Raw genomic sequence first — 24,046 nt, 5'->3', positions numbered from 1 at the left:
ACTCCACGTTCCGTGCCGTCCACTTCCGGGCTTCAACCCCTGAGGACTGCTGGAGAATCCGTTCGGAAGAGAACGGCTGGCACGGAGGTTGAAGACCGGACCCGCACGTAGTCGCGGCGCCCTGACACAAGGCGTCGAATCCGGAGGCAATTCCCGTGAGCACCGACCAGAAGGGCACCCGCATCCTCGCGCGCACGTTCTTCAACCAGCTGCGCGCAAGCGGTTACACGCCGCACCAGGTCATCGGCATCGCGACGGAGCTGCTGGAGCTGGTGACGACCGACCTGAAGGAAGGCGACAAGGCGGTCGCCGCCGCCCAGTCGACGCCGGCCCCCGACGCTGGGGCGGGCTTTCAGCAGCGCGCGTAGTCCCTTAGAATCCCCTGCATCAACCCTCCGCGGGTGAGCGGGCTCCGGACTGGTTCCGGGCGCCCCACCCGCGAGGTGACGGGAAACCGTCGAGCGCTGTCGAGCCCTCAAGGCTGGGGGTGGCGGCGGCGCTCGCGGGCCGCCGCGGCGGCGATGACGAGCAGCGCGGCGGTGAGCGCGGTGAAGACGAGGCTCGCGGACGTGGGCGCCGTCAACGCGAGCAACCCCATGGCCAGAAGGAACGCGAGCACGTCCACGCCGACGGGCCTGGGCTGCGGCAGCACGAGCACCGTGGCGCAGCCGGCCAGCGGCAGCCCCAGCGCGACCTGCCGGAAGATGGCGTCCGTGCTGGTGCGCACGGTCTCCCAGTAGTTGATCAGGATGGCGGCGAAGATGACCACCGTGCCGCCCGCGAGCACGAGCACGCCCGCGGCCGCCGCGTCCTTGGTGAGCCGGGCCTTCTCGTCGAACTGCTGCACGGCCAGATCCACCAGCTGCTCCAGCGCGCTGTTGAGGATCTCCGCGAAGAAGATGAGCAGCACGCAGAAGATGAGCGTGACCTTCTCCGCGAGCCCCAGCGGGATGCCGCTGCCCACCAGCCCCACCAGCACGCCGGAGATGAGGTGGATGCGCATGTTGCGCTGCCAGGCCACGGTGTGGATGAGCCCTGCCCACGCATGTCCGAACGAGGCGAACAGGCCGTTGCTGCGGCGGGAGGGAAACTGGGGACGGGGGGATACAGGAACGGTCATCGGAAGGTGAAGGGGTGGGCAGGCTAGCACCCACAGGTCCGATTGAAGCGGGGGAGTGAAGGGGTAAGGTCGGTCGCGTGATGCGAACGTTCCTTCCGTCCTGGTCGCGCTCGCTGGCGCTGACCCTGCTTTGCACCTCCGTCCTCGCTCACGCGCAGGGCACTCCCGAAGCCTTCGAAGGCGACGACCTGGGGCTGGAGCCGCCGGGTGTTCAATACCTGCCAGCTCCGGCGCCCCGGCCGCATGAGCAGCGCCGCCTGGCTCCTGACGCGCCCGCCGTGGTGCGCCGTGAGACGCGGGCCGCGAAGTCCAACGTGAAGACCGCGGGCGTGCCGCAGACGCGGCGGGGCGAGGGCGCGCTGTCCGGCAAGGTCATCTACCTGAGCCCGGGCCACGGCTTCTATCGCGACAACGGCCTGAAGCGCTGGGCGACCCAGCGGCCCAACACCTGGGGCGTGGTGGAGGACTTCATCTCCGCGGAGGTGGTGGCGCAGGAGCTCCAGCCCATGCTGATGGCGGCGGGCGCCACGGTGGTGTCCGTGCGTGAGACGGACCTGAACCCGCTCCTCGCCACCGTGGACAACGGCGGCACGGGCTATGTGGAGAGCGGGGATGCCGCGCGCTTCCACGCCTCCACCCAGAAGGGCTGGGCGCCTCCGCCCGTGCCCATGGGCAACGGGGTGGAGCCCTTCACGCTGGGCACCACGCGCACGCTGGACACGGCGGCCACCTCCACCGCGAAGGCGACGTGGACGCCGGACGTGCCGGCGGACGCGGCCTACAACGTCTACGTCTCCTATGGTTCCGACCCCACGCGCGCGACGGACGCGCACTATGTGGTGAAGCACGCGGGCGGCGAGAGCCACTTCCGGGTGAACCAGCAGCGCCATGGCGGGACGTGGGTGCTGCTGGGCCGCTTCTACTTCAAGGCGGGAGCGCACCCGGAGTCCGGCGCGGTGGTGCTGGAGAACGACTCGGCGCAGGGCACGGGCGCGACGCTGTCCGTGGACGCGGTGCGGCTGGGCGGTGGACGGGGCCTCATGGGCGACGCGGCGCAGGGGCCGCTCCTGCGTCCGCGCTTCGAGGAGAGCGGGCGCTACCACGTGCAGTACAGCGGGGCACCGTTCAGCGTGTACGCGCCGTCGGGGGCCAACGCGCTGTCCAACGAGCGCAACGCGGACGTGACGTCCCGGCCGCGCTTCGCCGCGTGGCTGCACGAGGAGGGCGAGGATGCCGTCTACGTCGCGTGGCACACCAACGCGGGCACGTCCGGCACGATCCGGGGCACGGAGGCATACGTCTACGGGCCGAACCCGGTGGACGGCACGCTCAACTTCACGGGCGTGGCGGGCGGTGACGTGTTGGGGCGAGCGCTGCTGTCGCAGATCGAAACGGACCTGAAGCGCGAGGTGGATCCGAACTGGCGGGTGCGCAGCCTGCGCTCGGCGAACCTGGGCGAGGTGAACCCCACGCACAACCCGGAGATGCCCAGCGTGCTGCTGGAGATGGCGTACCACGACAACACGACGGATGCGGCGAACCTCAAGGAGGCCCGCGTCCGCCACGTGGCCGCGCGCGCCATCGTGCAGGGGCTGATCAAATACTTCGCGGCTCGCGACAGCGCGGCGGTGCACCTGCCGCCGGAGACGCCCGGAGCGGTGGCGGCGCGCAACGCGACGCCCGGAGCGGTGGAGGTGAAGTGGACCGCGCCCCCGCAGGTCGCGTCGGAGGAGGGACGGGATGCCCCCACGGCCTACCGGCTCTACCAGAGCGCGGACGGCTTCGGCTGGGACGAGGGCACGGAGGTGCAGAACACGTCGGCCACCGTCACGCTGTCGCCGGGCACGCTGCGCTACTTCCGCGTCGCGGCGGTGAACGCGGGCGGCGAGTCCTTCCCGTCCGCCACGGTGGGCGTACGGGTGGGGGACACCGCGCCGGCGCTGCTGGTCAACGCCTACGAGCGGTTGGACGCGACGGTGGCGTGCGGCGAGGAGCTGGAGACGCCGTACGACCTGGAGGCCCCGCTGCGCGTCTACCTGGAGGCGATGAACGACGGCAGCTACCTGCGCCAGCACGGCGCGGCGTTCGCGCAGTCGGCGGTGGCCTTCGACAGCGCGACGGGCAACGCGGTGGCGGCGGGGCTGGTGTCGCCCACGGGCTACCGGCTGGTGGACTGGTCCACCGGTCGCGGAGGGGTGGGGGGCGCGGGCCTGACGCGGGCGGAGCAGGACGCCCTGCGCGCGTTCGTCACCGGGGGCGGGCACCTGATGCTGTCGGGCGGCCGCACGGTGTCCACGCTCGCGGCGGGCACCGCGGACGACAAGCTGTTCCTCACGGACATCCTCCGGGCGTCCATCGCGGCGGGTGCGCCGGCGGCCCGGGTGGAAGGCTCGGCGGGTGGCCCCCTCGCGGACCTGGCGGCCACGCCGCTGTCGGATGGGACGCTCGGCGCCTATCCGGTGGGGGTGACGGACGTGCTGGCGCCCACGGGCGGCGGCGCGGACGTGCTGCGCTACACCGGCACGTCGCTGGGCGCGGGCGTGCTCTCCGCGGGCACGGCGCCCGCGGGCCAGGTGCTGGTGCTGGGCTTCCCGTTCGAGGGCCTTGCGTCCAATCGTGAGCGTTCGCGGCTGGTGGGCGCGTTCCTGGTGCGTTCAGGAATCGTCACCCAGGCGCCGGCCCTGCCCGACGCGGAGGCGACGCCCTCGGTCAGCCCCCGGCCGCTGTCGACCTGCGTGGCGGTGCGGGAGGTGGATCCGCATCCGGTCGTGCAGCCGCCCCCGCCGCCCCCGCCGCCGGATCCGACGGTCGTCCCGGTGCTCCCGAGCGACTATTCCCCCAAGGGGGACAGCGGCTGCGGATGCGGGGCGGGCGCGGGAACGGCCTCCGGGCTCTGGCTGTTGGTCGGGGTGATTGTTCAGCTCCGGCGTGCACGCGCGAAAGCGACCCACGCGAAGCGTTGACTCGGCGGGGGCGCCTGCCTACGGTCGCCCGCCTTCTTTACGAGATTCATGACGGTGGGCCGCGAAGGCCCACTCCTTCAAGGAGACGGAAAACACCATGGCCATCAAGCTCGCCATCAACGGCTTCGGTCGTATCGGTCGCTGCATCCTGCGCGCCGCGCTCAGCCGCAAGGAAGACCTCGAGATCGTCGCCATCAACGACCTCGACAAGCCGTCGGCGCTGGCCCACCTGTTCAAGTACGACTCCGTGCACCGCACGTGGCCGGGTGAGGTTTCGCACACGGACAAGGGCATCGTCGTGAACGGCAAGGAGATCGCCGTCACCGCGGAGAAGGACCCCTCCGCGCTGCCCTGGAAGAACATGAACGTGGACGTGGTGATGGAGTGCACCGGCCGCTTCACGGCCCGTGACGCCGCCGCCAAGCACCTGGCCGCGGGCGCCAAGAAGGTCATCATCTCCGCGCCGGCCAAGGGCCCGGACATGACCATCGCGTACGGCATCAACCACAACGACTACGACCCGGCCAAGCACCACATCGTGTCCAACGCCTCGTGCACCACCAACTGCCTGGCGCCCATCGCCAAGGTGCTGGTGGACAACTTCGGCATCGAGAAGGGCCTGATGACGACGGTGCACAGCTACACCAACGACCAGCGCATCCTGGACCTCACCCACGAGGACATGCGCCGCGCCCGCGCCGCCGCGCTCTCCATGATCCCCACCAGCACCGGCGCCGCGAAGGCCATCGGTGAGGTCATCCCGTCGCTCAAGGGCAAGATGCACGGCATCTCCGTGCGCGTCCCCACCCCGAACGTGTCCCTGGTGGACCTGACGGTGAACACCACCAAGAAGGTCACCCCGGAAGAGGTCATCGCCGCGATGAAGGCCGCCGCCAACGGCGCGCTCAAGGGCGTGCTGGAGTTCAGCGACGCGCAGACGGTGTCGGTGGACTACAACGGCAACCCGCACTCGGCCATCTTCGACGCGACCAACTGCTTCGTGATGGGCGACAACATGCTCAAGGTCATGGCCTGGTACGACAACGAGTGGGGCTTCTCCAACCGCATGGTCGACACGGCGAAGTTCCTCGTGTCCAAGGGCGTGGCGTAAAGCCTCCCCGCACCGGCACCCCAGGCTGACCGAGACAGGCACAAGGGACACCCAAGATGATCCGCTACATTGATGACCTGCAGTTGACCGGCAAGCGCGTCTTCATCCGCGTGGACTTCAACGTCCCGCTGGAGGGGCGCCGCGTCACCGACGACACCCGCATCCGTGAGGCGCTGCCCACCATCCGGCGCGCGCTGGAGATGGGCGGCAAGGTCATCCTGGCGTCCCACCTCGGTCGGCCCAAGGGGGCGGACCCCAAGCTGTCCACCGTGCTCGTCGCGGAGAAGCTGGCGGAGCTCCTGGGCGGCAAGCACGAGGTCATCCACGCGGACGACTGCGTGGGTGACAACGTGAAGAAGCAGGTGAACGACCTGAAGGCGGGGCAGGTGCTCCTCCTGGAGAACCTGCGCTTCCACAAGGAGGAGGAGGCGAACGACGAGGCCTTCGCGCGCGAGCTGGCGGCGCTGGCGGACGTCTACGTCAACGACGCGTTCGGCACGGCGCACCGCGCGCACGCGTCCACGGCCGGCATGGTGCCCTTCGTGAAGGAGAAGGCGGCCGGCTTCCTGATGCGCAAGGAGATCGAGTACCTGGGCGACAAGGTGCTGCGCAACCCGCAGAAGCCCTTCGTGGCCATCCTGGGCGGCTCCAAGGTGAGCGACAAGATCAAGGTCATCGAGAGCCTGCTGCCCAAGGTGGACGCGCTGCTCGTGGGCGGCGCCATGGCGTACACCTTCCTGAAGGCGCAGGGCATCGAAGTGGGCAAGAGCCGGGTGGAGGAGGGCGACAAGCTGGCGCTGGCGGCGAAGCTGCTGGACACGGCCAAGCGCCTGAAGACGCCGCTGGTGCTGCCCATCGACCACATCGTCTGCGCGGACCCGGACGGCAAGGGCCCGGTGCAGGAGACGCCGGATCAGGTGGTGCCCGCGGACATGATGGGCCTGGACATCGGGCCCAAGACGCGCGCGATGTACACGCAGCGCATCCGCGACGCGAAGACGGTCATCTGGAACGGGCCCATGGGCCGCTTCGAGGTCGACAAGTTCGCGGAAGGCACGCGCTCGGTGGCCGCGGCGATGTCCATCAACAAGGACGCCGTCACGGTGATTGGCGGCGGCGACAGCGCGGCGGCGGTGGAGCAGATGGGCTACGCGGACAAGATGAGCCACGTGTCCACGGGCGGCGGCGCGTCGCTGGAGTTCCTGGAAGGTCAGCCGCTGCCGGGCATCAAGGCGCTGGAGACGAAGTAGGGCACCCACGCGGTACACACCGGGGGAGACACCACGATGGCTCGTCGGAAGATCGTCGCTGGCAACTGGAAGATGAACAAGACGGTGCCGGAAGCGCTCGCGCTGGTGCGGGAGCTTCGCGGCGCGGTGGCGGCTTTGGGCGACAAGGTGGAGGTGGCCATCGCGCCCCCGTTCGTGGCGTTGCAGCCCCTGCACGTCGCGCTGGAGGGGGCGCCCCTCCAGCTGGCGGGGCAGAACTGCCACTGGGAATCCTCGGGCGCCTTCACGGGCGAGATCAGCGCGCCGATGCTGGCGGAGCTGGGGTGCGCCTACGTCATCGTGGGGCACTCGGAGCGCCGGCAGTTCTTCGGTGAGACGGACGCCACGGTGAACAAGCGGGCCAAGGCGGTGAAGGCCGCCGGGATGACGCCCATCGTCTGCGTGGGCGAGACGCTGGCCGAGCGCGAGTCGAACCAGACGCTGACGGTGGTGGAGCGCCAGGTGCGCGGCGCGCTGGAGGGCTTCTCCGGGGCGGACGTGGCGACCTTCGTCCTGGCCTACGAGCCGGTCTGGGCGATCGGGACGGGCCGGACGGCGACCACGGCGCAGGCCCAGGAGGTCCACGCGGCCATCCGGGGCCTGCTGACCCGGATGTACGACGAGGGGACGGCCGAGCGGGTGCGCATCCAGTACGGCGGCAGCGTGAAGCCGGACAACGCGGCGGAATTGCTGGGCCAGCCGGACGTGGACGGGGCGCTCGTGGGGGGAGCGAGCCTCAAGGCGGCGGACTTCGTGGCCATCGTGAAGGCGGCGGGCTGAAGCCGGTCGCTCCCGTTAGAAGTTGTCACCCGTTGACCACTTTGTGTAGGTTGCGCCCTCTTTTCACGGAGCGTTGGGAACACCCATGCTGACCTTCTTCACGATCGTGCACGTCCTGCTCTGCGTGTTCATGATCTTCGTCATCTTGCTGCAGCCGGGGAAGGACGCCGGCATGGGTTCCGCCCTCGGTGGCGGCGCCGCGACGAGCGCCTTCGGTGGGCGCGGCGCGGTGACCTTCTTGAGCAAGCTGACGGGCGTCTGCGCCGGCTTGTTCTTCCTGACCTCGCTGGGCCTGTCCTTCGTGGGCCTGCGCGGTTCGGTGGCCGCGGGTGGTTCCGTGGCGGCGCCCCCGGCGAAGACGGCCCCGGCGACCCCGGGCGCCACGACGCCGGCTCCTGCCGCTCCGGGAGCGGTGGAGCAGGAGCGTTCCGCGACGCCGCCGGCGGAGGGCCAGCAGGCTCCCGCGCCGACGCCCGCGCCGTAGTCGTCAGGAAGCATCGGATTCACGCGACCGTTGAAATGGTTGTTGCGTGAATCCACGGGGTCCGGTACATCGACCCCGCCGAAACGCCCAGGTGGTGGAACTGGTAGACACACCATCTTGAGGGGGTGGCGCCGAAAGGTGTGCGGGTTCGAATCCCGCCCTGGGCACTCCGAACAAGAGCCTCCGAGTCGAAAGACTCGGGGGCTTTTGTCGTTTCAGGCCCGGGCTTCCTGGCGATGCGCACCGCCCGCTGCTTTATGGCAGCGGAGCCTGCCGGTATCGTCCGCGGCGGATGAAGCAGCCATGAGCGATTCACCTCGCAACGTCTTCCGGCAAGAAGCCCTGGAGCACCATGCCCGCCCTGAGGCCCGGGGCGACCTGCTGCGCCTGATGCCGGGATGGATCCACGCGACGTGGTGGGTCCTCGTGGCGCTGGTGGTGGTGGGCGGTGTGGGTCTGTCCCTCGTCGAAATCAACGACTACGCGCGCGGCCCGGTGCTGGTGCGCGTCAAGGGACTGGAAGAAGTCACCTCCACGGAGGGCGGCCGCGTCAGCCGGGTGCTGGTTCGCCGTGGCGAGCGCGTCCGCGCGGGCCAGCCGCTGGTGGAGCTGTACGCGGGCGGCGAGACCGCCGAGCGGGAGCGGGTGGATCAGGAGTTCCGCTCACAGCTCGCCGCGTGGCTCCTGGAGCCGGCAAACCCGGGGACTCGGCAGGCGCTGGCGGGCCTGCGCGCCCAGCTTGAGCTGAGTGAGGCGCGCATGTCCGAGCGCGTGCTCAAGGCCCCGTGCGACGGCCGCGTTGGCGAGGTGCGCGTGCGCGAGCAGCAGTTCCTCCAGCCGGGCGAGGTGGTGGCCTCGCTGGCTCGCGACGGCGCGGAGACGTGGGCGGTGGCGCTCCTGCCCGGCCAGTACCGCCCGCTCCTGCGCCCGGGCCAGCCGCTGCGGCTGGAGCTCACCGGCTTTCCCTATTCCTACCAGATGCTGGAGGTGGCCTCCGTCAGCGATGACCTGGTGGGGCCGGCCGAGGTGCGGCGCCTCTTGGGCCCCGGCCTCAAGGACGCCCTCACCGTGACGGATGGCCCGCTGGTGCTGGTGGAGGCGAAGCTGCCCTCCGAGACCTTCAACACGAGCGAGGACACCTACGCCTACTTCACCGGCATGCCCGGCCAGGCCTGGGTGCGGGTCCGCGCGCGCAATGGCTGGGTGACCCTGTTGCCGGTGCTGGAGCTGCTCGGGAAACACCGTGGCTGAACCCTCTCCTTCGTTCTTCGAGCGCTTCCCCGCGCTGGGCCGCCTGGGTGACCGGCTGGGCCGCCGGCGCATTCCCTACGTGGCGCAGCTCGCGTCCACGGACTGCGGCGCGGCGTGTCTGGCCATGGTGCTGGGCTACTGGGGCCGGCACGTGGGGCTGGACGAAGTGCACGCCGCCACGGGGCTCACCACCCGGGGCATCAGCGCTCGCACGCTGCTGGAGACGGGGCGCCGCTTCGGGCTGGTGAGCCGCGCGGTGCAGGTGGACATGGATCAGCTCCAGCTGCTGACGCCCGGCGCGGTGCTGCACTGGGAGTTCCGCCACTTCGTCGTCTTCGAGCGGCTGGCGCGCCAGGGCGTGGACGTGGTGGACCCGTCCTTCGGCCGGCGCCGCGTGCCGCTGGAGCAGTTCCGCAAGGCCTTCACCGGCGTGGCGCTGCTCTTCGAGCCCTCGGAGACCTTCGAAACGTCCGCGCCCCGCCAGGGGTCGCGCCGCTACCTGCACCTGCTGCTCCAGGAGCGTCCCGCGCTGCTGCGGGTGGCGGTGATGTCGCTGCTCTTGCAGCTCTTCGCGCTCGCCTTGCCCTCGCTGACTGGGGCGGTGGTGGACCGGGTGGTGCCCAGCGGAGACACGCCGCTCCTGGCCACGCTGGCCGCAGGCATGACGGCGCTGGTGGTCTTCCAGTTCCTGTCCTCGTTCGTCCGCGCGCACCTGCTCTTGCAGCTGCGCACGCACCTGGACGCGCGGCTGACGCTCGGCTTCCTGGACCACCTGGTCCATCTGCCCTTCACCTTCTTCCAACTGCGCTCGGCGGGCGACTTGATGAACCGCCTGAACAGCAACGCCACCGTGCGGGAGATGCTGACGTCGGGCGCGCTCTCCACGCTGCTGGACGGCAGCCTGGTGCTGCTCTACCTGGGCCTGCTCCTGGCCGGCAGTCCCCGGATGGGCGCGTTGGTGTTCGGCCTGGCGCTGCTCCAGGTGCTCGTCTTCGTCTTCGCCAGCCGCCGGCAGCGGGAGCTGATGGCGAAGAACCTGGAGGTCAGCGCGTCCGCGCAGAACTACCAGGTGGAGGTGTTCTCCGGCATCCAGACGCTCAAGGCGCTGGGGCTGGAGGACAAGGCCGTGCAGCACTGGTCCAACCTCTACGTGGACGTGCTCAACGTGTCGCTGGAGCGCGGACGGCTGGAGGCCCTCACCGAGTCCATCACCAGCACGCTGCGCATGGCGTCTCCGCTGGTGGTGATGGGCACCGGGGCCCTGCTCGTCATGGAGGGCCAGCTCACGATGGGGGAGATGCTGGCGCTCAACGCCCTGGCGGCGGGCTTCCTGCTGCCCGTCTCCAACCTGGTGACGACGGCCTTCCAGCTCCAACTGGTGCGCAGCTACCTGACCCGCGTGGACGACGTGCTGCAGGCCCCTCCCGAGCAGGTGCCCGGGACACGCCACCGCGCCCACACGCTCCAGGGCCGCATCCAGGTGGAGAACGTGTCGTTCCGCTACGGGGTGCACTCACCGCAGGTCGTGCAGGACGTGTCCGTCACCATTGAGCCGGGGCAGTTCGTGGCCATCGTCGGCGCGTCCGGGGCCGGCAAGTCCAGCCTGGCGCACCTGCTGCTGGGGCTGTACCTGCCCTCGTCCGGATCCATCCGCTTCGACGGCGTGCCGCTGGCGGAGATGGACCTGAAGGAGCTGCGCCGGCAGATGGGCGTGGTGCTTCAGAACCCGTCGCTGTTCCGCGGGGACATCCGCCGCAACATCGCCTACGCGGACCCGCAGCTCCCGCTGGAGACCGTGCAGGCGGCGGCGAAGCGCGCCCAGGTCCACGACGACATCTCCGCCATGCCCATGGGCTACGAGACGGTGTTGAGTGAGATGGGCTCGTCGCTGTCAGGAGGCCAGCGGCAGCGCATGGCGTTGGCGCGCGCCCTGGTGGGCAACCCCGCCATCCTCCTCTTGGACGAGGCCACCAACGCGCTGGACGCGAAGACGGAACGCGCGGTGCAGGACGCCATCGCGGAGCTGCGCTGCACCCGCGTGGTGATTGCCCACCGGCTGAGCACCGTGCGCGACGCGGACCTCATCCTGGTGATGAACGGAGGCCGGCTGGTGGAGCGTGGCACGCACGCGGAGCTGATGGAGCGCCGGGGCGAGTACTTCGAGCTGGTGTCCGCCCAGGAGGGCCCTCGGAAAGCGGTGGGCTGAAGGGCATGCGCTTCGCTCCGGACGTCGTCGTGGACCTCACCCCGCTGCCCGAGCACGGGGGGGCGCTGCCCTTCACGGAGCTGCTCCAGGGGCTGCTGCGGCGGGGCTTCGAGCCCAGCGCCTCGCGGCGCCTGCTGGAGGACGCCAACGCGAAGCTGGGGCGGCCCCTGCTGCGCCCCGGGGCCGTGGAGGACGGCGGGCCGCTGGTGGACGACGGGGTGCTGTTCCCGGCGCCCGGCCCCTGGTGGTGGGTGCTCCAGCAGGGCGAGTCGCGCTGGAGCACGCCGCTGGAGCCGGAGGCCGTGCCTGTCGTCGCGGACTTCCTGCGCGCGGTCTCGCGCGCGGACACTGTGGACGAGGTGCGCGAGGCGTGGCCCTTCGACGCGGAGAGCTTCGAGGCCACGCTCTTTCGCGCCACCCCACCCGAGGCGCCCTGGCCGGAGCCGTCCGGACCGGGCCTCTACCGCCGCGAGCATGCCAGCCTGCTCGTGTGCTCGCGGACGACGTCGGTGCTGGTGGACCCCATTCCCCTCCAGCGCCGGCTGCGGCACATCGGCTCGGTGCCGGGCAACCTGGCTCCGGAGGTCCTGGGCGCGGTGGCCATCACCCACGGCCACGTGGACCACTGGCATGTGCCGTCGCTCCTGGCCCACCTGCTGCGGCAGGACACCCCCGTGCTCGTGCCCCGCGTGCCTCGCGTCAACCTGCTCACCCCGCAGGACTTCTCCCAGGTGCTGGAGGCATGCGGGCAGGCCGTCCAGACTCCGGCGTGGGGGGAGTCCCGGCGCGTGGGCGACCTCCGGGTGGACGTGCTGCCCTTCCACGGCGAGCAGCCCGCGCCGGACGGGCCGCCGCTCCCCGAGGGCCTGCGCAGTTGGGGCAACTGCTACCGCTTCGACACCGGGGACTTCTCGTGCCTGGTTCTGGTGGACGCCGGGGACGACCCGGCGGGTCGCATGGCGGAGGTGGTGGCGCGCTCGCGCGAGGCGCACGGGCCGGTGGACGTGGTGCTGGCATGTCAGCGGGAGTTCCTCGCCCCCTTCTTCGGGGACCTGAGCCACTACTGGGCCACGCTTCCCTGGGAGCGGCTGCGCGGGCTCTACGCGGATCACCAAGCCGGACGGCTGCGCAGCTCCACGGCTGGGCCCGAGGGTGTGGCGGAGCTGTGCGCGCTCTCCGGGGCGCGCTACTTCCTGCCCTACGCCAATGGCTTCGAGGGCGTGGGCCGCCCCATTACCGATGTGGGGTGGGGCGACGGCGAGCCCTCCGAGGCGGCCTGCAACGCGCGGGTGCGCGAGCATCTGGCGCGGCGTGGCGCCACCACCGAGGTGGTGGACTGGACGCCCGGCGACGTGGCCCGCTTCGAGCGGGGCCGGCTGGTGCTGGAGCGCGGGCCCGGGCGCTGAAGAACTGGTGCCTCAGCCATGGGTGCCGCTCATTCGCGCCTCGGTGGGAGGTTGAGAGTGGGGCCGGCTGGTGCTGGAGCGCGGGCCCGGGCGCTGACGGCCCGGCGCCTTCAGCGGTGGGTGCCGCTCGTCCGCGTCTCGGCGGGAGGTTGGAGGAACACCTCCGCCAGCAGGCCGCTGGAGAGCCGGGCGCGCAGTGCGGCCGGGACGGTGAGCACGGCCTCCGCCTTCTGGTGCCGCGAGGCCGGGTCTACCTCCGGGGCGAGCCGCTCCACCGTGCCCGCCAGCTCCACGTCCACCGCGGCCAGGCGCACCCGCACGGGGAGGCCGGGGCGCACGGAGGGGGCGAGCGTCTCCGGGACGGCGAAGCGCAGCCGCAGGTCGTCGCTCACCACTCGCAAGAGCGGCGTGGCACGGCCCACGCGCATGTTCGGCGTGAGGTACTGCTCGGTGATGATGCCGGCGAAGGGGGCGCGGATGCGCGCCTGGGCCACGTCGCGCTCGGCCTGGGCCAGCCGCGTCTGCGCCTCCGACAGGCGGGCCTGGGCCAGCGTCAGGTCGGCCTCCGCCAGCGCCACGGCGCTCTCCGCCGCCTCCAGGGCCTCGGCGGCCGAGTGCTCGCGGATGCGCTGCTCACGCTGCAGCTTCTGCTTCGCCTGGGCGAGCAGGAGGGTGGCCCGCGCATGCTCGGCCCCTGCGGCCCGGGCGTTGGCCTGGCGCGCGCTCAGCTCCAGCTTCAGCGGCTCCGGATCCAGCGTGGCCAGCACCTGGCCCGCCTCCACCCGGTCTCCCAGGCGCGCCTTCACCTCGCTCAGCCGTCCTTCCACCTCGGAGACGACGTCCAGCACCTGGCTGGCCACCACGACCCCCAGCAGCGGCCGGGACGCCGCCAGCACCCGTGCCGGCTCCCGCGCCTCTTCGGGGGACGACGCCAGCGCGCCGCACGGGCCCAGGAGCACCACGCCCGTCGCGACCCACGCCCACGCCCTGCCGCTCCTCGTCACGTGCTTCTCCACCCTGCGTCCTGAAGGTGCGCCGTCCTCGCGGACTGTAGCCCACGGCTCCGCCCGGCACACCTTCCCCAGGGCACGCGGTGCGCGGGAGGCAGGGTTGTACGGGCCCGCGAAGCTGGGAAGAATGCGCGGCTTTCGCTCGGCTCCTCCGCAAGCGGGGCCCTGGGCGTCCACCGGGATCGACATCCATGAGCAACGCCTGGAAGCCCGTGCTCTCCGGCCCCACGCGGGCCCGCGCCCTGGAGGCGGCCGAGGCCATCGTCCAGGACCTGGCCCGCGCGCCGCTCGTGAGCAGACCGCCGGACCTCGCGAAGGGAGACGCGGGGCTGGCCCTCTTCTTCGAGTCCGCGGGCCGGGCGCTGGACATCGACCTGCTCGACAAGGTGGGGCAGCACCTGCAGCTCTCCGCGGAAGGGTTCCTCCGGGCCGAACGGACGAAGGTCGGCCTTCACGGAGGTCTGGCCGGGCTGGGCTGGGTGGCCGCCCGTCTGTCGGCGCGCCACCCCGACCTGGACGTGGAGGAGGTGTGCGGGCCGGTGGACGAGGCGATCGCCAGCGAACTGGAGCTGCGCCCCTGGCCCCACCCCTGCGACCTCCGCGACGGGCTAGCGGGTTTGGGCCTGTACGCGCTGGAGCGCCCGCGCACCCCGTCCACGCCCCAACTGCTGGAGCGCATGGTGACGCTCCTGGAGGAGACCGCCGAGCCCACCGCGCAGGGGCTCCGCTGGCCCATGCCTCCAAACTACCTGCGCCTCTATGGCGACCCCCGGGCGTTCCCCCGGGGCGTGTACACGGTGGGCGTGGCGCACGGCATGCCGGGCGCGCTGGCCCTCCTGGGCGCGCTCCACGCGCACGGCATCGCGCGCGAGCGCGTGGGAGCTCTGCTCGAGGGCGGCTTCGCGTGGATGGCGAACCTCGCGGGCTCCGGGGAGCACCCGGGCTTCCCCCACTACCTGCACGGCGACGCGCCCGTCGTGGACGCACGCTTCAGCTGGTGCGTGGGTACGCCCGGCATCACCGCCGTGCTGTGGTGGGCGGCGCGAGCGTGGGGACACGCGGACTGGCAGGTCCGTGCGCTCGCGTGGGCGGAGGCCGTGGCGCGGGAGGGACTGGAGCGGCCGCCCTTCGTGCCCAGGCGCAGCGCGAACCTGTGCTGCGGCACGGCCGGCACGGCGCTGCTGTTCACGCGCCTCTTCCACGCGACGGGGCGCCCGATCTTCGAGGAGGCCGCGGTGCGCTGGTTCGAGCACACCCTGGCGCTGCGCCAGCCCGGGCAGGGCCCCGGAGGCTACTGCTTCCAGCAGGACCCGAAGCGGCCCGACGACAACCTCCAGTTCGGCGCCGCGGGCATCGCGCTCGCGCTGCTGGCGGGTGCCACCGACCAGGAGCCGGACTGGGACGAGTGCCTCCTCATGTCCCTCCAGCCGCGGCCGCCCGCGAAGACGGAGGCCTGATCCATGCGGCTGGGCATCCTCGACTTCTGCTCCCTGCGCCAGGGCGCCACGCCCCGCGCGGCCCTCTACGAATCGGTGGAGTTGGCCCAGCACGCGGAGGCCCTGGGCTTCTCGCGCTACTGGCTGGCCGAGCACCACGAGCTCACCGCCGCCCACCACGCGCCGGACATGCTGGCGGCGCTCATTGCTGGCAGCACGGAGCGCATCCGCGTGGGGGTCGCGGGCATCCTGCTGAAGTTGCACAGCCCGATGCGGGTGGCGAAGGCGTTCCGGCTGATGGAGACGTTCTTCCCGGATCGCATCGACCTGGGCGTGGGCGCGGGAGGGGCCGAGCCGTCCGTCATGGCGGCCATGCGCTGCGACACGCGTTCGATGGAGGAGGTGAGCGAGGAGTACCCGCGCCGCGTGGCGCAGTTGCTGGAGTTGCTCCGGGGCGAGTCCCCCCTCGCATTCCATCCTCCGGGCGCGCCTCCCGTCTGGCTGTTGGGCGCGGCACGGCCCTTCACCGCACAGCTGGCGGCGCGACACGGCACCTGTTTCGGCTACTCGCTGGCGCACGTGTCGAGCCGGGACGACCCCAGCGTTCTCGACGTCTACCGCTCCGAGTTCCGCCCCCGGCCCGAGCAGCCCCAACCCCAGGCCGTCCTCGCGGTGACGGGCCTGTGCGCGCCAACGGAGGCGGAGGCGCGGCGGCGGGCGGGTGCCTCCGGCATCAAGAACGGCGACGTCACCCCGGTCATCGGAGACCCGCGGCAGTGCCGGGAGCAGCTTGAGGCTCTCGCCCATCGTTACGGCACACAGGAGCTCGTCTTCCTGGATCAGGCCCCGGATGCCGCCACGCGCCGGGAGTGCTACGCGCTTCTCTCCGAGAGCCTTGGACTCAACGCGGACCCGGCCGAGGAAGATTGAGCGCACGTCTTCTCAAGCCGTGGCGCGCCCCTCTATCGTCGGCCTTCCACGGAAGAGGGCCACCGGAGCACTCCGGTGGCCGGCCGTGGCCTTACCCCCTACCAGGAGCGCTTCGTGGCCGACCCCAAGTCGTTGAAGCTGAAGCTGTCGCTGAAGAAGGAGACGCTGCGCGAAGTAGCCGATTCGCAGCTGGGCGTGCTCGACCAGGTCGTGGGCGGTACGGGGAGCCCGCCGCCGCCGCCCGTGTCGGCGAACTGCTGCTATCAGACTGACCTCAACGCGAACTGAGCTCCGTCCGTCAGTGATGACCCCGTGGCGTCATCACGCGAGGAGTGGCACGCGCTGGGAGTGCCAGGAACTTCTCTCTGAGAGCCCTGGACTCAACGCGAGGCCGGCTGAAGACGATTCATCGCGCTGCATGTTTCAAACAGCGCGGTGCCCCTTTATCGTCGGCCTCCCACGGAGGAATGCCCCCGGAACACTCCGGAGGCCGGCCGTGGTTTGACCCCCCACCAGGAGCGCTTCATGTCCAACACCAAGTCGCAGAAGCAGTCGCTGAAGCTGAAGCTGTCGCTGAAGAAGGAGACGCTGCGCGAGCTGAACGACTCGCAGGTGGGCGCGCTCGACCAGGTCGTGGGCGGTACCATCGTGTGGCTGTCGAACAACTGCTGCGACTACACCCAGGAGCAGGCCAACTAGGCCCTGCTTGTCCGCGACGACACCGTGGCGTTGAGCGCACGCGGTCGTCGGTCGTGCCCAGGGCCGGAGGGGTGGCACGCGCCATCCTTCCGGCCTTTTGTCCGTTCGCTGCTCCTGATCCTCTGACGCCTCTCCTTGGGTGACGCTCACTCCCCAGCCGCCCATGTCCACGAACCACTCGCGCCCGCCCTCGAAGTCCGCCACCTACGCCGCCTCCGGCTTCTTCGCCCTGCGCACGCCGCTGCTTCCCTTCGACACGCTCGTCGACTGGGGCCTGGACCTGAGCGCGTGGCGGCTCCCGGAGGGCCAGCGCGCGGACGCACTCAGCGGAGAGCGCGCGCGGCTGCGTGAGCGCCTGCGCAAGTGGGTGGAGGAGCCGGTGGTGCGGGAGGCCCTCTTCCTCGCCTCGCCTGGACTCGAGGAGAGCATCCCCGTCTGGTTGGAGTCTCCGGACTCGGAGTGGGGCCAGAAGGTGGAGCGCGGCCTGGTGCGCTACCTGTCCCGGATGGCCGGGCGCGCGACGCCCTTCGGCCTGTTCGCGGCGCACTCCGTGGGCAGCCTGAGCGGCAAGGCGCGGCTGCGCGTGCCGGAGCGCTCCGCCGTCCGCAAGCACACGCGTCTGGACATGGACTACGTCTGCGCGCTGGTGGAGCACGTGCGGCGCGAGCCCGAGGTCATGCGCGCGCTGCGCTACGTGCCCAACACCAGCCTGTACCGCACGCCCACGGAGCTCCGTTATCTGGAGATGCGGCAGCGCGGGCGGGAGCGCAGCTACGGGCTGGTGGCCGTGGAGCCCACGCCCTACCTGGACGCCACGCTGGAGCACGCCCGGGCGGGCGCGACGCTGGAGGCGCTGGCCCAGGCGCTGGTGGCGCTGGACGCGGAGATTCCGCTGGAGGACGCGCGGCTCTACACCGTGGACCTGGTGGAGGCGCAGCTCCTGGTGCCCACGTGGGCGCCGAACCTGACGGGACCGGAGCCCGTGCCCTTCCTCCTCGCGGGCGCCGAGGGCATCCCCGCGCTCGCGCCGGTGCGGGAGCGGCTGTCCGCCGTCCAGTCCCTCCTGGCCGACCTGGATGCCGCCCCGCCGGGCGCGTCCCCGGCGTCATACCGGCACGTGGCGCGCACCCTGGAGGCGCTGCCGGTTCCGGTGGAGCTGCCGCGCCTGTTCCAGGTGGACTCGGTGCGTCCGGTCGCGGACCTCTCGCTCCCGTCGCGCGTGGCCTCCGAGCTGCTGCGCGCCGTGGAGGTCCTGCGCCGCATCACCCCCGAGCGCAGCGAGCAGGACCCGCTGGTGCGCTTCCGGGAACGGTTCGCGGCGCGCTACGAGGGGCGCTCGGTGCCGTTGCTGGAGGCCCTGGACGAGGAGCGGGGCATCGGCTTCGTGGCCGATGTCCGGCCTGGCGGTGGCACGGGCCCGCTCGTGAAGAACCTGGGCTTGCGCTCACCTCGCGGCGCGGATCCTGCGGGCCTGGACACCCGGGCGCGGCACCTGCTGCGCCGGCTCCAGGAGGTGAGTGCGGCGCATGCCCATGAGCTGGTGCTGACGGACGAGGACCTGCGGGCCATGGAGGCGGAGACGCCCCGGCGGCTGGCGAATGCCTTTGGCGTGGTGAGCACCCTCGTCGCCGACTCCGAGGAGGCGGTGGACCGCGGAGACTTCCGCATCCTCTTCGAGAACATCCACGTGGCGGGGGCCATGTACATGGGCCGCTTCTGCCATGGAGACCCGGACCTGGAGGCGCGCGTGCGCGAGCACCTGCGGGCCGAGGAGGCCCTGCGCCCGGACGCCGTCTTCGCGGAGATCGTCCACCTGCCCCAGGGCCGCATGGGCAACGTCGTCTGCCGACCCGCGCTGCGGCGCCATGATCTCGTCTTCCTGGGACAGTCCGGCGTGCCCGAGGACGACCGCATCGACGTCGCGGACCTGCGCCTGTCGCTGGAGGGAAACCGGCTGGTGTTGCGCTCGGAGCGGCTGGGGCGGGAGGTGATTCCCCGGCTGACGAACGCGCACAACTTCGTCGGCTACGGACTGAGCCTCTACCGCTTCCTCTGCATGATGCAGAACGAGGGCGGCGAGCGGGGCATGCGCTTTCTCTGGGGCCCACTGGACGCCGCATCCTTCCTGCCGCGCGTGCGATACGGGCGGACGGTGCTGGCGCTGGCCTGCTGGAACCTGACCTCTCCGCTGCTCCAGACCTGGGGGAAGCTGCAAGGTGCCGCGCGGTTCGATGCGGTGCAGCGCTACCGCCAGGAGGCGAGGCTGCCGCGCTGGGTGTGCCTGCGCGATGGGGACAACCAGCTCCCGGTGGACCTGGACAACGTCCTGTCCGTGGAGACGCTCGTCCACACCGTCAAGGAGCGCCCACTCGCGGTGCTGGAGGAGCTGTACCCCGGGCCGGAAGGGCTGTGCGTGGAGGGCGGCGATGGGCGCTACGTGCACGAGGTGGTGGTGCCCTTCGTGCGCGAGCCGTCCTCGATGGCGCCGCCGCAGCCCGAGCTGGCTCCCGCCCCGCCGGCGCAGGCGAAGCGGCGGTTTCCCCCGGGCTCCGAGTGGCTGTACCTCAAGCTCTACACGGGCACGGCGACGGCCGACCGGCTGCTGCGCGGCGGGCTGGGCGACACCGTGCGGCAGGTGCTGGCCTCGGGGGCGGTGGACCGCTGGTTCTTCATCCGCTACGGCGACCCGGACTTCCATCTGCGGTTGCGCTTCCACGGCGATCCCGCGCGGCTGGAGTCCCAGGTGTGGCCGGTGCTGCGCTCGGCGTGCGCGGACCTGCTGGACGAGGGCACGGGCTGGAAGCTGCAACTGGACACCTACGAGCGCGAGGTGGAGCGCTACGGCGGGCCGGTGGGCGTCGTGCTGTCGGAGGCGTTCTTCTCCGTGGACAGCGACGCGACGCTGGACCTGCTGCGCACGTGCGAGGGCGATGCGGGCGCGGACCTGCGCTGGCGGCTGGTGCTGAAGGGGCTGGACCTGCTGCTGACGGACCTGGGGCTGCCGCTGACCGCGAAGGCCCGGGTGGCCGAGCGGGCACGGGATGGCTTCGCGGCCGAGTTCAAGCCAGGCAAGGTGCTGGAGACGCAGCTGAGCGCGCGCTTCCGCGCCGAGCGCCCGAAGCTGGAGGCGCTGCTGGACGCGACGCCCGCCACCGAGGGCCCGTGGCGAGAAGGGCTCACGGTGCTCCAGCAACGCAGTGAGCGGCTCGCCACCGTGGGGCGCGAGTTCCAGGCCGCCGAGCGCGAAGGCCGGCTCACGCTCCCGGTGGAGGCGCTGGCCACGAGCCTGATGCACATGCACGTCAACCGCGTGCTGCCGGACGACGCGCGAGCCCACGAGCTCGTCCTGTACGACTTCCTCGCGCGGCTGTACCGCTCGCGCCTGGCACGGGGCTGAGACAGGCGCCGCCGGACGACCGGGGGCGCCTGTCGGTCCGCGGATCAGCGCTCCCCGTCAGGCGTGCTGAGCGGCCGGCGCTGGTGCTGTTCCTGGTGGGCCGGGAACATGGAGACGAAGAACTCCGACCAGCCGCCCATGCGCACCCGGAGCACGTCGTACTTCTCCGGGTCCTTCGACGCGCGCTCGAAGGTCTCCGGGTTGGCGCAGGTGATGGTCAGGATGTTGGAGCCCTGGCCCTGGGCGAACGCGTGCAGCACGCGCTCCAGGGAGCCCACGGGGAAGTCCTCGCGGATGTTGAAGTCCGTGGGCGCTCCGCTCGTGAAGCCCTCGGCTCCCGCGCCGGTGTAGCCGGACAGCGCTCGCACGAAGCCCTCCTCCTGATGATCCAACGGCTGATCCGCGATGCTCGGCGACGGGCTCAGGTCCGAGGCCAGCGTCTCCCCGAGCCGCCGTCCATCCGCGGAGGCGCCGCAGGTCGCGCCGAACTCCACGTAGTTCTCGAAGGTGCCCGCGCCGGGCTGGACCTGGAACCCGCCGAACGGCTTCTCCGGCGTCCCGAACCGCTTCGCGAGGTCCACCATCTTCTGGGCCGTGGGCTCGGCGGGCTCCGTGAAGACGCGCACCACCGTCCGCGCCACGCGCTGGATGAAGGCGTCGCCGAAGCGGTCCACCTCCTCGTTGCCGCGGCCGTAGCGCGGCTGGGCGAGCGCCACCTGGCGCAGGTCCCGGAAGCGCTGCGCCTTCGCCTCGATGCGCGCGGGGCCCGCGAAGGTACTGATGAAGGGCTCGTTCATCTGGTGGCCCCAGTCGCACAGCAGCGCCTCCACCAGTTCCGGCAGGGACGTCACCGCCGTGTCCTGCTCGAACACCATCTTCCGGATGGCGTACAGCGAGTTGATGACCGTGGAGAGGGCCGTGATGCACGGGGCCACCATGTTGTAGCGGGCGCCGCCCCCGTAGAGGTCCAACCCCTTGTCGATGCAGTCGTCCACGAACACGGACAGCAACGGCGACGGGCACACGGCGCTCATGGATCCGAAGACGCCCACCATTCCGTCCGCCTGCTTCGCGTACATCCAGCTCAGGTGCTGGAAGAACAGGTCCTGGAGCTGCTCGAAGGACTGGATGGCCGAGGGCGGAGGCGACGTGAAGGACACGCGCTGGCCCCGGAAGTACATGGGGCCCGCCGTGCTCCAGCTCTTGCCCTGGTTGAGCGCGGCCTCCAGCGGCGACAGGGCCGTCATGCCGCCCAGCGTGAACCAGTTCTGCCCGACGATCTGCGGCTCGTAGCAGCCGTCGCAGGCGTAGTCGCGCGCGGCCCGGAGCACCACCTCGCTGTTCCACGCGCTGCCGGCCTTCTCGGCCACCGGTGTGGCCGCGGTGGGCTGGGTGCCCTGGCCCACGCCGTCACCGCTGTGCAGCAGCCCGGGGATGATCTTCTCGTCGCTGAGGAGGATGGGGTGCGCACCGCCGCTGAGGATCGCCAGCGCCGCCTCGTGCAGGTACTCGGGCGGGATGTCCTTGCGCACGCGCAATGACAGGCACGGCGCGTTGAGCGGCAGCCGCCGGGCCGCGCGCAGGCAGAAGAGGGTGACGCGGTTGTACGCGGGCCGGCCCTCTCCGGGCGTCTCGTCCGCGATCGTCCCGCCCACCGTCACCTGCTGGATCCACTGGTTGTTCGCGGCGCCCTGCGGGTAGTTGCCGCTCATCCCGCCCATGGCCAGGTTGCCGAAGGGCTGGTGGTCCTCCACGAACTGGCGGTTGAGCAGGACCTTCTCGCCCAGCTTCACCCAGAAGCAGTCGATGATCTCCTGCGCCTGCTCGTCGTCCAGCACGCCCGCCGCCACGTCGCGCTCGTAGAAGGGGAAGAGCATCTGATCCAGCCGGCCCACCGCCGTGGGCTCGCCAATCAGGTGCAGGCCCGCGTGCAGCGTGAAGAGCAGCTGGGTGGCCTCGAGCATCGTCTGGGGGCGCTCCGTTGCCAGCCGCTGCATCCGCTCCTGGATCTTCAGCAGGTTGTCGCGCTCGGCGTGCTGCCCCAGGGGCAGCTCCGCGGCCATCTTGCCCGCGAGCGCCGCGTAGGCCAGGCAGCTGTCGCGCACGCCCTCCAGGGACAGCACGACGCCCCGGTAGAACTGGCGCTTGGTCTCATCCTGGGTCTCGTCGTGCCGGGCCTGGACGTCCGCCATCAGCCCGCCCAGGCCCCGGTCCAGGGCGCGCTGGAAGCCCGGCACCAGGTGGCCCACGCCCGACGCGGAGCTCAGCCCCGCGAAGAAGTTGCCCAGCTCCTCGTCCTTGCGCGCGTAATCAATGACATACCGCCCCTGACCCAGCCCCAGGTTGGGCAGGGCCCCGACGATGAGCTCCACCGGGTGGATGCGATAGGTGTCCGCGCCGTTGTACCAGTTGCCCTGCGCGTCCTGACGGCGGCCCCGGAAGCCGTAGGCATCGCTGGCGAAGACCTGGCCCAGGCTGACCTTGATGGCCCAGCCCATGCGCTCCACGACGGAGAGCCCCATCACCTCCCGGGCCTTCGCGGGACCGTACTGGCGCGCCACGTAGGCGCACAGGTGCTCCAGCTCCTGCTGCGACCGGTTGACGTACCAGTTGTCCTGCCAGCGGGAGAAGGCATCCGACAGCAATTGCAGCACCCGGTTGGACGGAGGCTGGTGCGTCCGGCGCTTGTCTCCAGACATCGTCGCCATCTGGAACAGGTAGTTCTTGTGGTTGTAATGCATGTACCCGTTCGAAGAGGACACGTCGAAGTGCCGGTCCAGGCGGCTCCAGTCCACGCCGGGGAAGCGCTTCCAGTCCTGCTGCTCCGCGCTCTGGAGCTTCACCGGCTCCAGCCCCAGGTCCGCCTGGCTGGGGATGTAATAGAAGCCACCCAGGTTGGAGCGGACCTCGGACAACAGTCGGTCCCGCATGAAGCCGCGCTGATCGCCAATCTGCTGGTTCATGACGGCTTCGAGCGCGCGGACGCTCCGGGCATAGCCCGCGAAGTAGATGCCCGCCTCGTCCCGGAGGCTGGCCCCCTTGGCGCGCAGCTCCGTGTTGTGCACCGTGTTCGCTTGCCCGAAGGGCAATCCCAGCCGGAGCACCTGCAGCGTGTTGCCCTGGGCGTCCTGCACGCGGGCGCTCTTGATGTGGCTGCGCTGGTCCTGACTGGGGATGAGGATGTCCTCGGTGGTGCGTCCCACCAGGTCCTCGACCTGCTGGGGGCTCATGTCCAGCAGGTGCTCCCAGTTGATCTCGAAGCGCTGCGCGAGCACGAAGGATGCGCCCAGGTGCGCGGGGTCCTCGAACCCGACGAGGGTCTGCTCCTGGATGGAGACCGGGTCGGAAGGGTTGTTGAGGTTCTCCGAGAAGCGGCAGCCCAGCACCTTGCCGCCGCGCTTGTCGGGGCGCGTGGACTTGGTGGCCGCCTTCTGGTGGTCATGGGGGCCGGAGCGCACGCAGCGCGCCTGGTCTTGCAGCCGCGCACGGATGAACTCGAAGACCGCGTCGCAGTGGGACTCCACGTCGGACTTGATGTGGAACCACAGGTCGCCCTGTGAGTCGACGAACGTCCCGTTCGAGCGGGAGAACACGTTGGAGCGCCAGTCCGGTGAGGACTCCTCGGGGAAGGCCAGCTTCATGCCTTCGGGGAGGTCCGTCCCATCCTCGGCGCACCACTCCTGCCAGAGCCGGAAGCCCACGCCGACGATGGCCGTGGTGTTGGCGCTTCCGTAGTGGGTGTGGATCTCCTCGCGCACGTCCCGCATCAGCGTCTGGAGGAGCGCCCGGGTCAGCGGTTCGCCGGTCCCGTCCGGAGTGCGCCAGAACGTGGCGAACACGGCGTAGGGAGAAGGGTAGACGAGGCCTCGCTGGACGAGCGACCAGAGCTCATGGCTGAGCTGGTTTCCCTGCTGCGTGGACAAGGACTTCGCGGAATGGTGCTCGGCTGCAAGGACTGACGGCGTACGCATTCGGCGTCTCCATG

At 71.0% G+C, this 24,046-nt stretch carries 17 protein-coding genes and 1 tRNA gene; 15 read left to right on the top strand and 3 right to left on the bottom strand.

Going from position 1 to position 24,046, the window contains the following annotated elements; all coding sequences use genetic code 11:
- Window positions 1–155: 155 nt before the first annotated feature.
- The gene (locus tag ACX114_RS26150) at window positions 156–368 is read left to right on the top strand and encodes a hypothetical protein (RefSeq protein ID WP_206792564.1); all 213 of its coding nucleotides are present in this window, start codon (window positions 156–158) and stop codon (window positions 366–368) included.
- A 107-nt stretch (window positions 369–475) separates the two neighbouring features.
- On the opposite strand, the gene ACX114_RS26145 is transcribed toward ACX114_RS26150, so the two are convergent.
- The gene (locus tag ACX114_RS26145) at window positions 476–1,120 is read right to left on the bottom strand and encodes a diacylglycerol kinase family protein (protein WP_459288864.1); all 645 of its coding nucleotides are present in this window, start codon (window positions 1,118–1,120) and stop codon (window positions 476–478) included.
- A gap of 80 nt (window positions 1,121–1,200) precedes the next feature.
- Here ACX114_RS26145 and ACX114_RS26140 point away from each other — a divergent pair, with 80 nt between their 5' ends.
- The 9 genes from ACX114_RS26140 (at window position 1,201) to ACX114_RS26100 (ending at window position 12,589) form a co-directional block, all read left to right on the top strand.
- Window positions 1,201–4,083, top strand: coding sequence for a golvesin C-terminal-like domain-containing protein (locus ACX114_RS26140; RefSeq protein WP_459288862.1), 2,883 nt, complete (start codon window positions 1,201–1,203; stop codon window positions 4,081–4,083).
- A gap of 97 nt (window positions 4,084–4,180) precedes the next feature.
- The gene (gene gap / locus ACX114_RS26135; RefSeq protein ID WP_459288860.1) at window positions 4,181–5,194 is read left to right on the top strand and encodes a type I glyceraldehyde-3-phosphate dehydrogenase; all 1,014 of its coding nucleotides are present in this window, start codon (window positions 4,181–4,183) and stop codon (window positions 5,192–5,194) included.
- Window positions 5,195–5,250: 56 nt separating this feature from the next.
- Window positions 5,251–6,444 carry a phosphoglycerate kinase gene (locus tag ACX114_RS26130; protein WP_459288858.1) on the top strand — a complete coding sequence of 398 codons (1,194 nt, stop codon included), beginning with the start codon at window positions 5,251–5,253 and terminating at the stop codon, window positions 6,442–6,444.
- A 36-nt stretch (window positions 6,445–6,480) separates the two neighbouring features.
- Entirely contained in the window at window positions 6,481–7,242 is a 762-nt protein-coding gene (gene tpiA, locus ACX114_RS26125) for a triose-phosphate isomerase (RefSeq protein WP_459288857.1), read from the top strand.
- Between the two features lie 85 nt (window positions 7,243–7,327).
- On the top strand, window positions 7,328–7,726 hold the full coding sequence (secG, locus tag ACX114_RS26120; protein ID WP_459288855.1) for a preprotein translocase subunit SecG: 399 nt from the start codon (window positions 7,328–7,330) through the stop codon (window positions 7,724–7,726).
- An 85-nt stretch (window positions 7,727–7,811) separates the two neighbouring features.
- Window positions 7,812–7,893: transfer RNA gene (locus ACX114_RS26115), tRNA-Leu, on the top strand.
- A 136-nt stretch (window positions 7,894–8,029) separates the two neighbouring features.
- Window positions 8,030–8,977 carry an efflux RND transporter periplasmic adaptor subunit gene (locus ACX114_RS26110; protein ID WP_459288853.1) on the top strand — a complete coding sequence of 316 codons (948 nt, stop codon included), beginning with the start codon at window positions 8,030–8,032 and terminating at the stop codon, window positions 8,975–8,977.
- Window positions 8,970–11,183, top strand: a complete 2,214-nt coding sequence (locus ACX114_RS26105; protein WP_459288851.1) for a peptidase domain-containing ABC transporter — start codon at window positions 8,970–8,972, stop codon at window positions 11,181–11,183. The genes ACX114_RS26110 and ACX114_RS26105 overlap by 8 nt, the downstream gene beginning before the upstream one ends.
- Window positions 11,184–11,188: 5 nt before the next feature.
- Entirely contained in the window at window positions 11,189–12,589 is a 1,401-nt protein-coding gene (locus ACX114_RS26100) for an MBL fold metallo-hydrolase (protein ID WP_459288849.1), read from the top strand.
- A 110-nt stretch (window positions 12,590–12,699) separates the two neighbouring features.
- On the opposite strand, the gene ACX114_RS26095 is transcribed toward ACX114_RS26100, so the two are convergent.
- Entirely contained in the window at window positions 12,700–13,593 is an 894-nt protein-coding gene (locus ACX114_RS26095; protein WP_459288847.1) for an efflux RND transporter periplasmic adaptor subunit, read from the bottom strand.
- Between the two features lie 197 nt (window positions 13,594–13,790).
- On the opposite strand from ACX114_RS26095, the gene ACX114_RS26090 reads away from it, so the two are divergent.
- The 5 genes from ACX114_RS26090 to ACX114_RS26070 all read left to right on the top strand — a co-directional run bounded on the left by ACX114_RS26090 (window position 13,791) and on the right by ACX114_RS26070 (window position 20,061).
- Complete coding sequence (locus ACX114_RS26090; protein ID WP_459288845.1) at window positions 13,791–15,056, top strand: lanthionine synthetase LanC family protein; 1,266 nt, start codon at window positions 13,791–13,793, stop codon at window positions 15,054–15,056.
- A gap of 3 nt (window positions 15,057–15,059) precedes the next feature.
- The gene (locus ACX114_RS26085; RefSeq protein ID WP_459288844.1) at window positions 15,060–15,965 is read left to right on the top strand and encodes an MsnO8 family LLM class oxidoreductase; all 906 of its coding nucleotides are present in this window, start codon (window positions 15,060–15,062) and stop codon (window positions 15,963–15,965) included.
- Window positions 15,966–16,079: 114 nt separating this feature from the next.
- Window positions 16,080–16,253, top strand: coding sequence for a hypothetical protein (locus ACX114_RS26080; protein ID WP_459288842.1), 174 nt, complete (start codon window positions 16,080–16,082; stop codon window positions 16,251–16,253).
- Window positions 16,254–16,490: 237 nt separating this feature from the next.
- On the top strand, window positions 16,491–16,664 hold the full coding sequence (locus ACX114_RS26075; protein ID WP_459288840.1) for a hypothetical protein: 174 nt from the start codon (window positions 16,491–16,493) through the stop codon (window positions 16,662–16,664).
- 139 nt (window positions 16,665–16,803) lie between these two features.
- Window positions 16,804–20,061, top strand: coding sequence for a lantibiotic dehydratase (locus tag ACX114_RS26070; RefSeq protein WP_459288838.1), 3,258 nt, complete (start codon window positions 16,804–16,806; stop codon window positions 20,059–20,061).
- Window positions 20,062–20,105: 44 nt separating this feature from the next.
- On the opposite strand, the gene ACX114_RS26065 is transcribed toward ACX114_RS26070, so the two are convergent.
- Window positions 20,106–24,032, bottom strand: a complete 3,927-nt coding sequence (locus ACX114_RS26065; protein ID WP_459288836.1) for a Dyp-type peroxidase — start codon at window positions 24,030–24,032, stop codon at window positions 20,106–20,108.
- Between the last annotated feature and the right edge of the window lie 14 nt (window positions 24,033–24,046).

Source organism: Corallococcus sp. M7 (assembly GCF_054512695.1).
The sequence above is the reverse complement of the archived record's forward strand: the minus strand, read 5'-3'. Positions and strand labels throughout refer to the sequence as shown.

Excerpts from the sequence above, each read along its gene's own strand:
- ACX114_RS26145 (WP_459288864.1), bottom strand. The coding sequence starts at position 1,120 with ATGACCGTTCCTGTATCCCCCCGTCCCCAGTTTCCCTCCCGCCGCAGC.
- ACX114_RS26140 (WP_459288862.1), top strand. The coding sequence starts at position 1,201 with ATGCGAACGTTCCTTCCGTCCTGGTCGCGCTCGCTGGCGCTGACCCTG.
- gap (WP_459288860.1), top strand. The coding sequence starts at position 4,181 with ATGGCCATCAAGCTCGCCATCAACGGCTTCGGTCGTATCGGTCGCTGC.
- ACX114_RS26130 (WP_459288858.1), top strand. The coding sequence starts at position 5,251 with ATGATCCGCTACATTGATGACCTGCAGTTGACCGGCAAGCGCGTCTTC.
- tpiA (WP_459288857.1), top strand. The coding sequence starts at position 6,481 with ATGGCTCGTCGGAAGATCGTCGCTGGCAACTGGAAGATGAACAAGACG.
- secG (WP_459288855.1), top strand. The coding sequence starts at position 7,328 with ATGCTGACCTTCTTCACGATCGTGCACGTCCTGCTCTGCGTGTTCATG.
- ACX114_RS26110 (WP_459288853.1), top strand. The coding sequence starts at position 8,030 with ATGAGCGATTCACCTCGCAACGTCTTCCGGCAAGAAGCCCTGGAGCAC.
- ACX114_RS26100 (WP_459288849.1), top strand. The coding sequence starts at position 11,189 with ATGCGCTTCGCTCCGGACGTCGTCGTGGACCTCACCCCGCTGCCCGAG.
- ACX114_RS26090 (WP_459288845.1), top strand. The coding sequence starts at position 13,791 with ATGAGCAACGCCTGGAAGCCCGTGCTCTCCGGCCCCACGCGGGCCCGC.
- ACX114_RS26085 (WP_459288844.1), top strand. The coding sequence starts at position 15,060 with ATGCGGCTGGGCATCCTCGACTTCTGCTCCCTGCGCCAGGGCGCCACG.
- ACX114_RS26075 (WP_459288840.1), top strand. The coding sequence starts at position 16,491 with ATGTCCAACACCAAGTCGCAGAAGCAGTCGCTGAAGCTGAAGCTGTCG.
- ACX114_RS26065 (WP_459288836.1), bottom strand. The coding sequence starts at position 24,032 with ATGCGTACGCCGTCAGTCCTTGCAGCCGAGCACCATTCCGCGAAGTCC.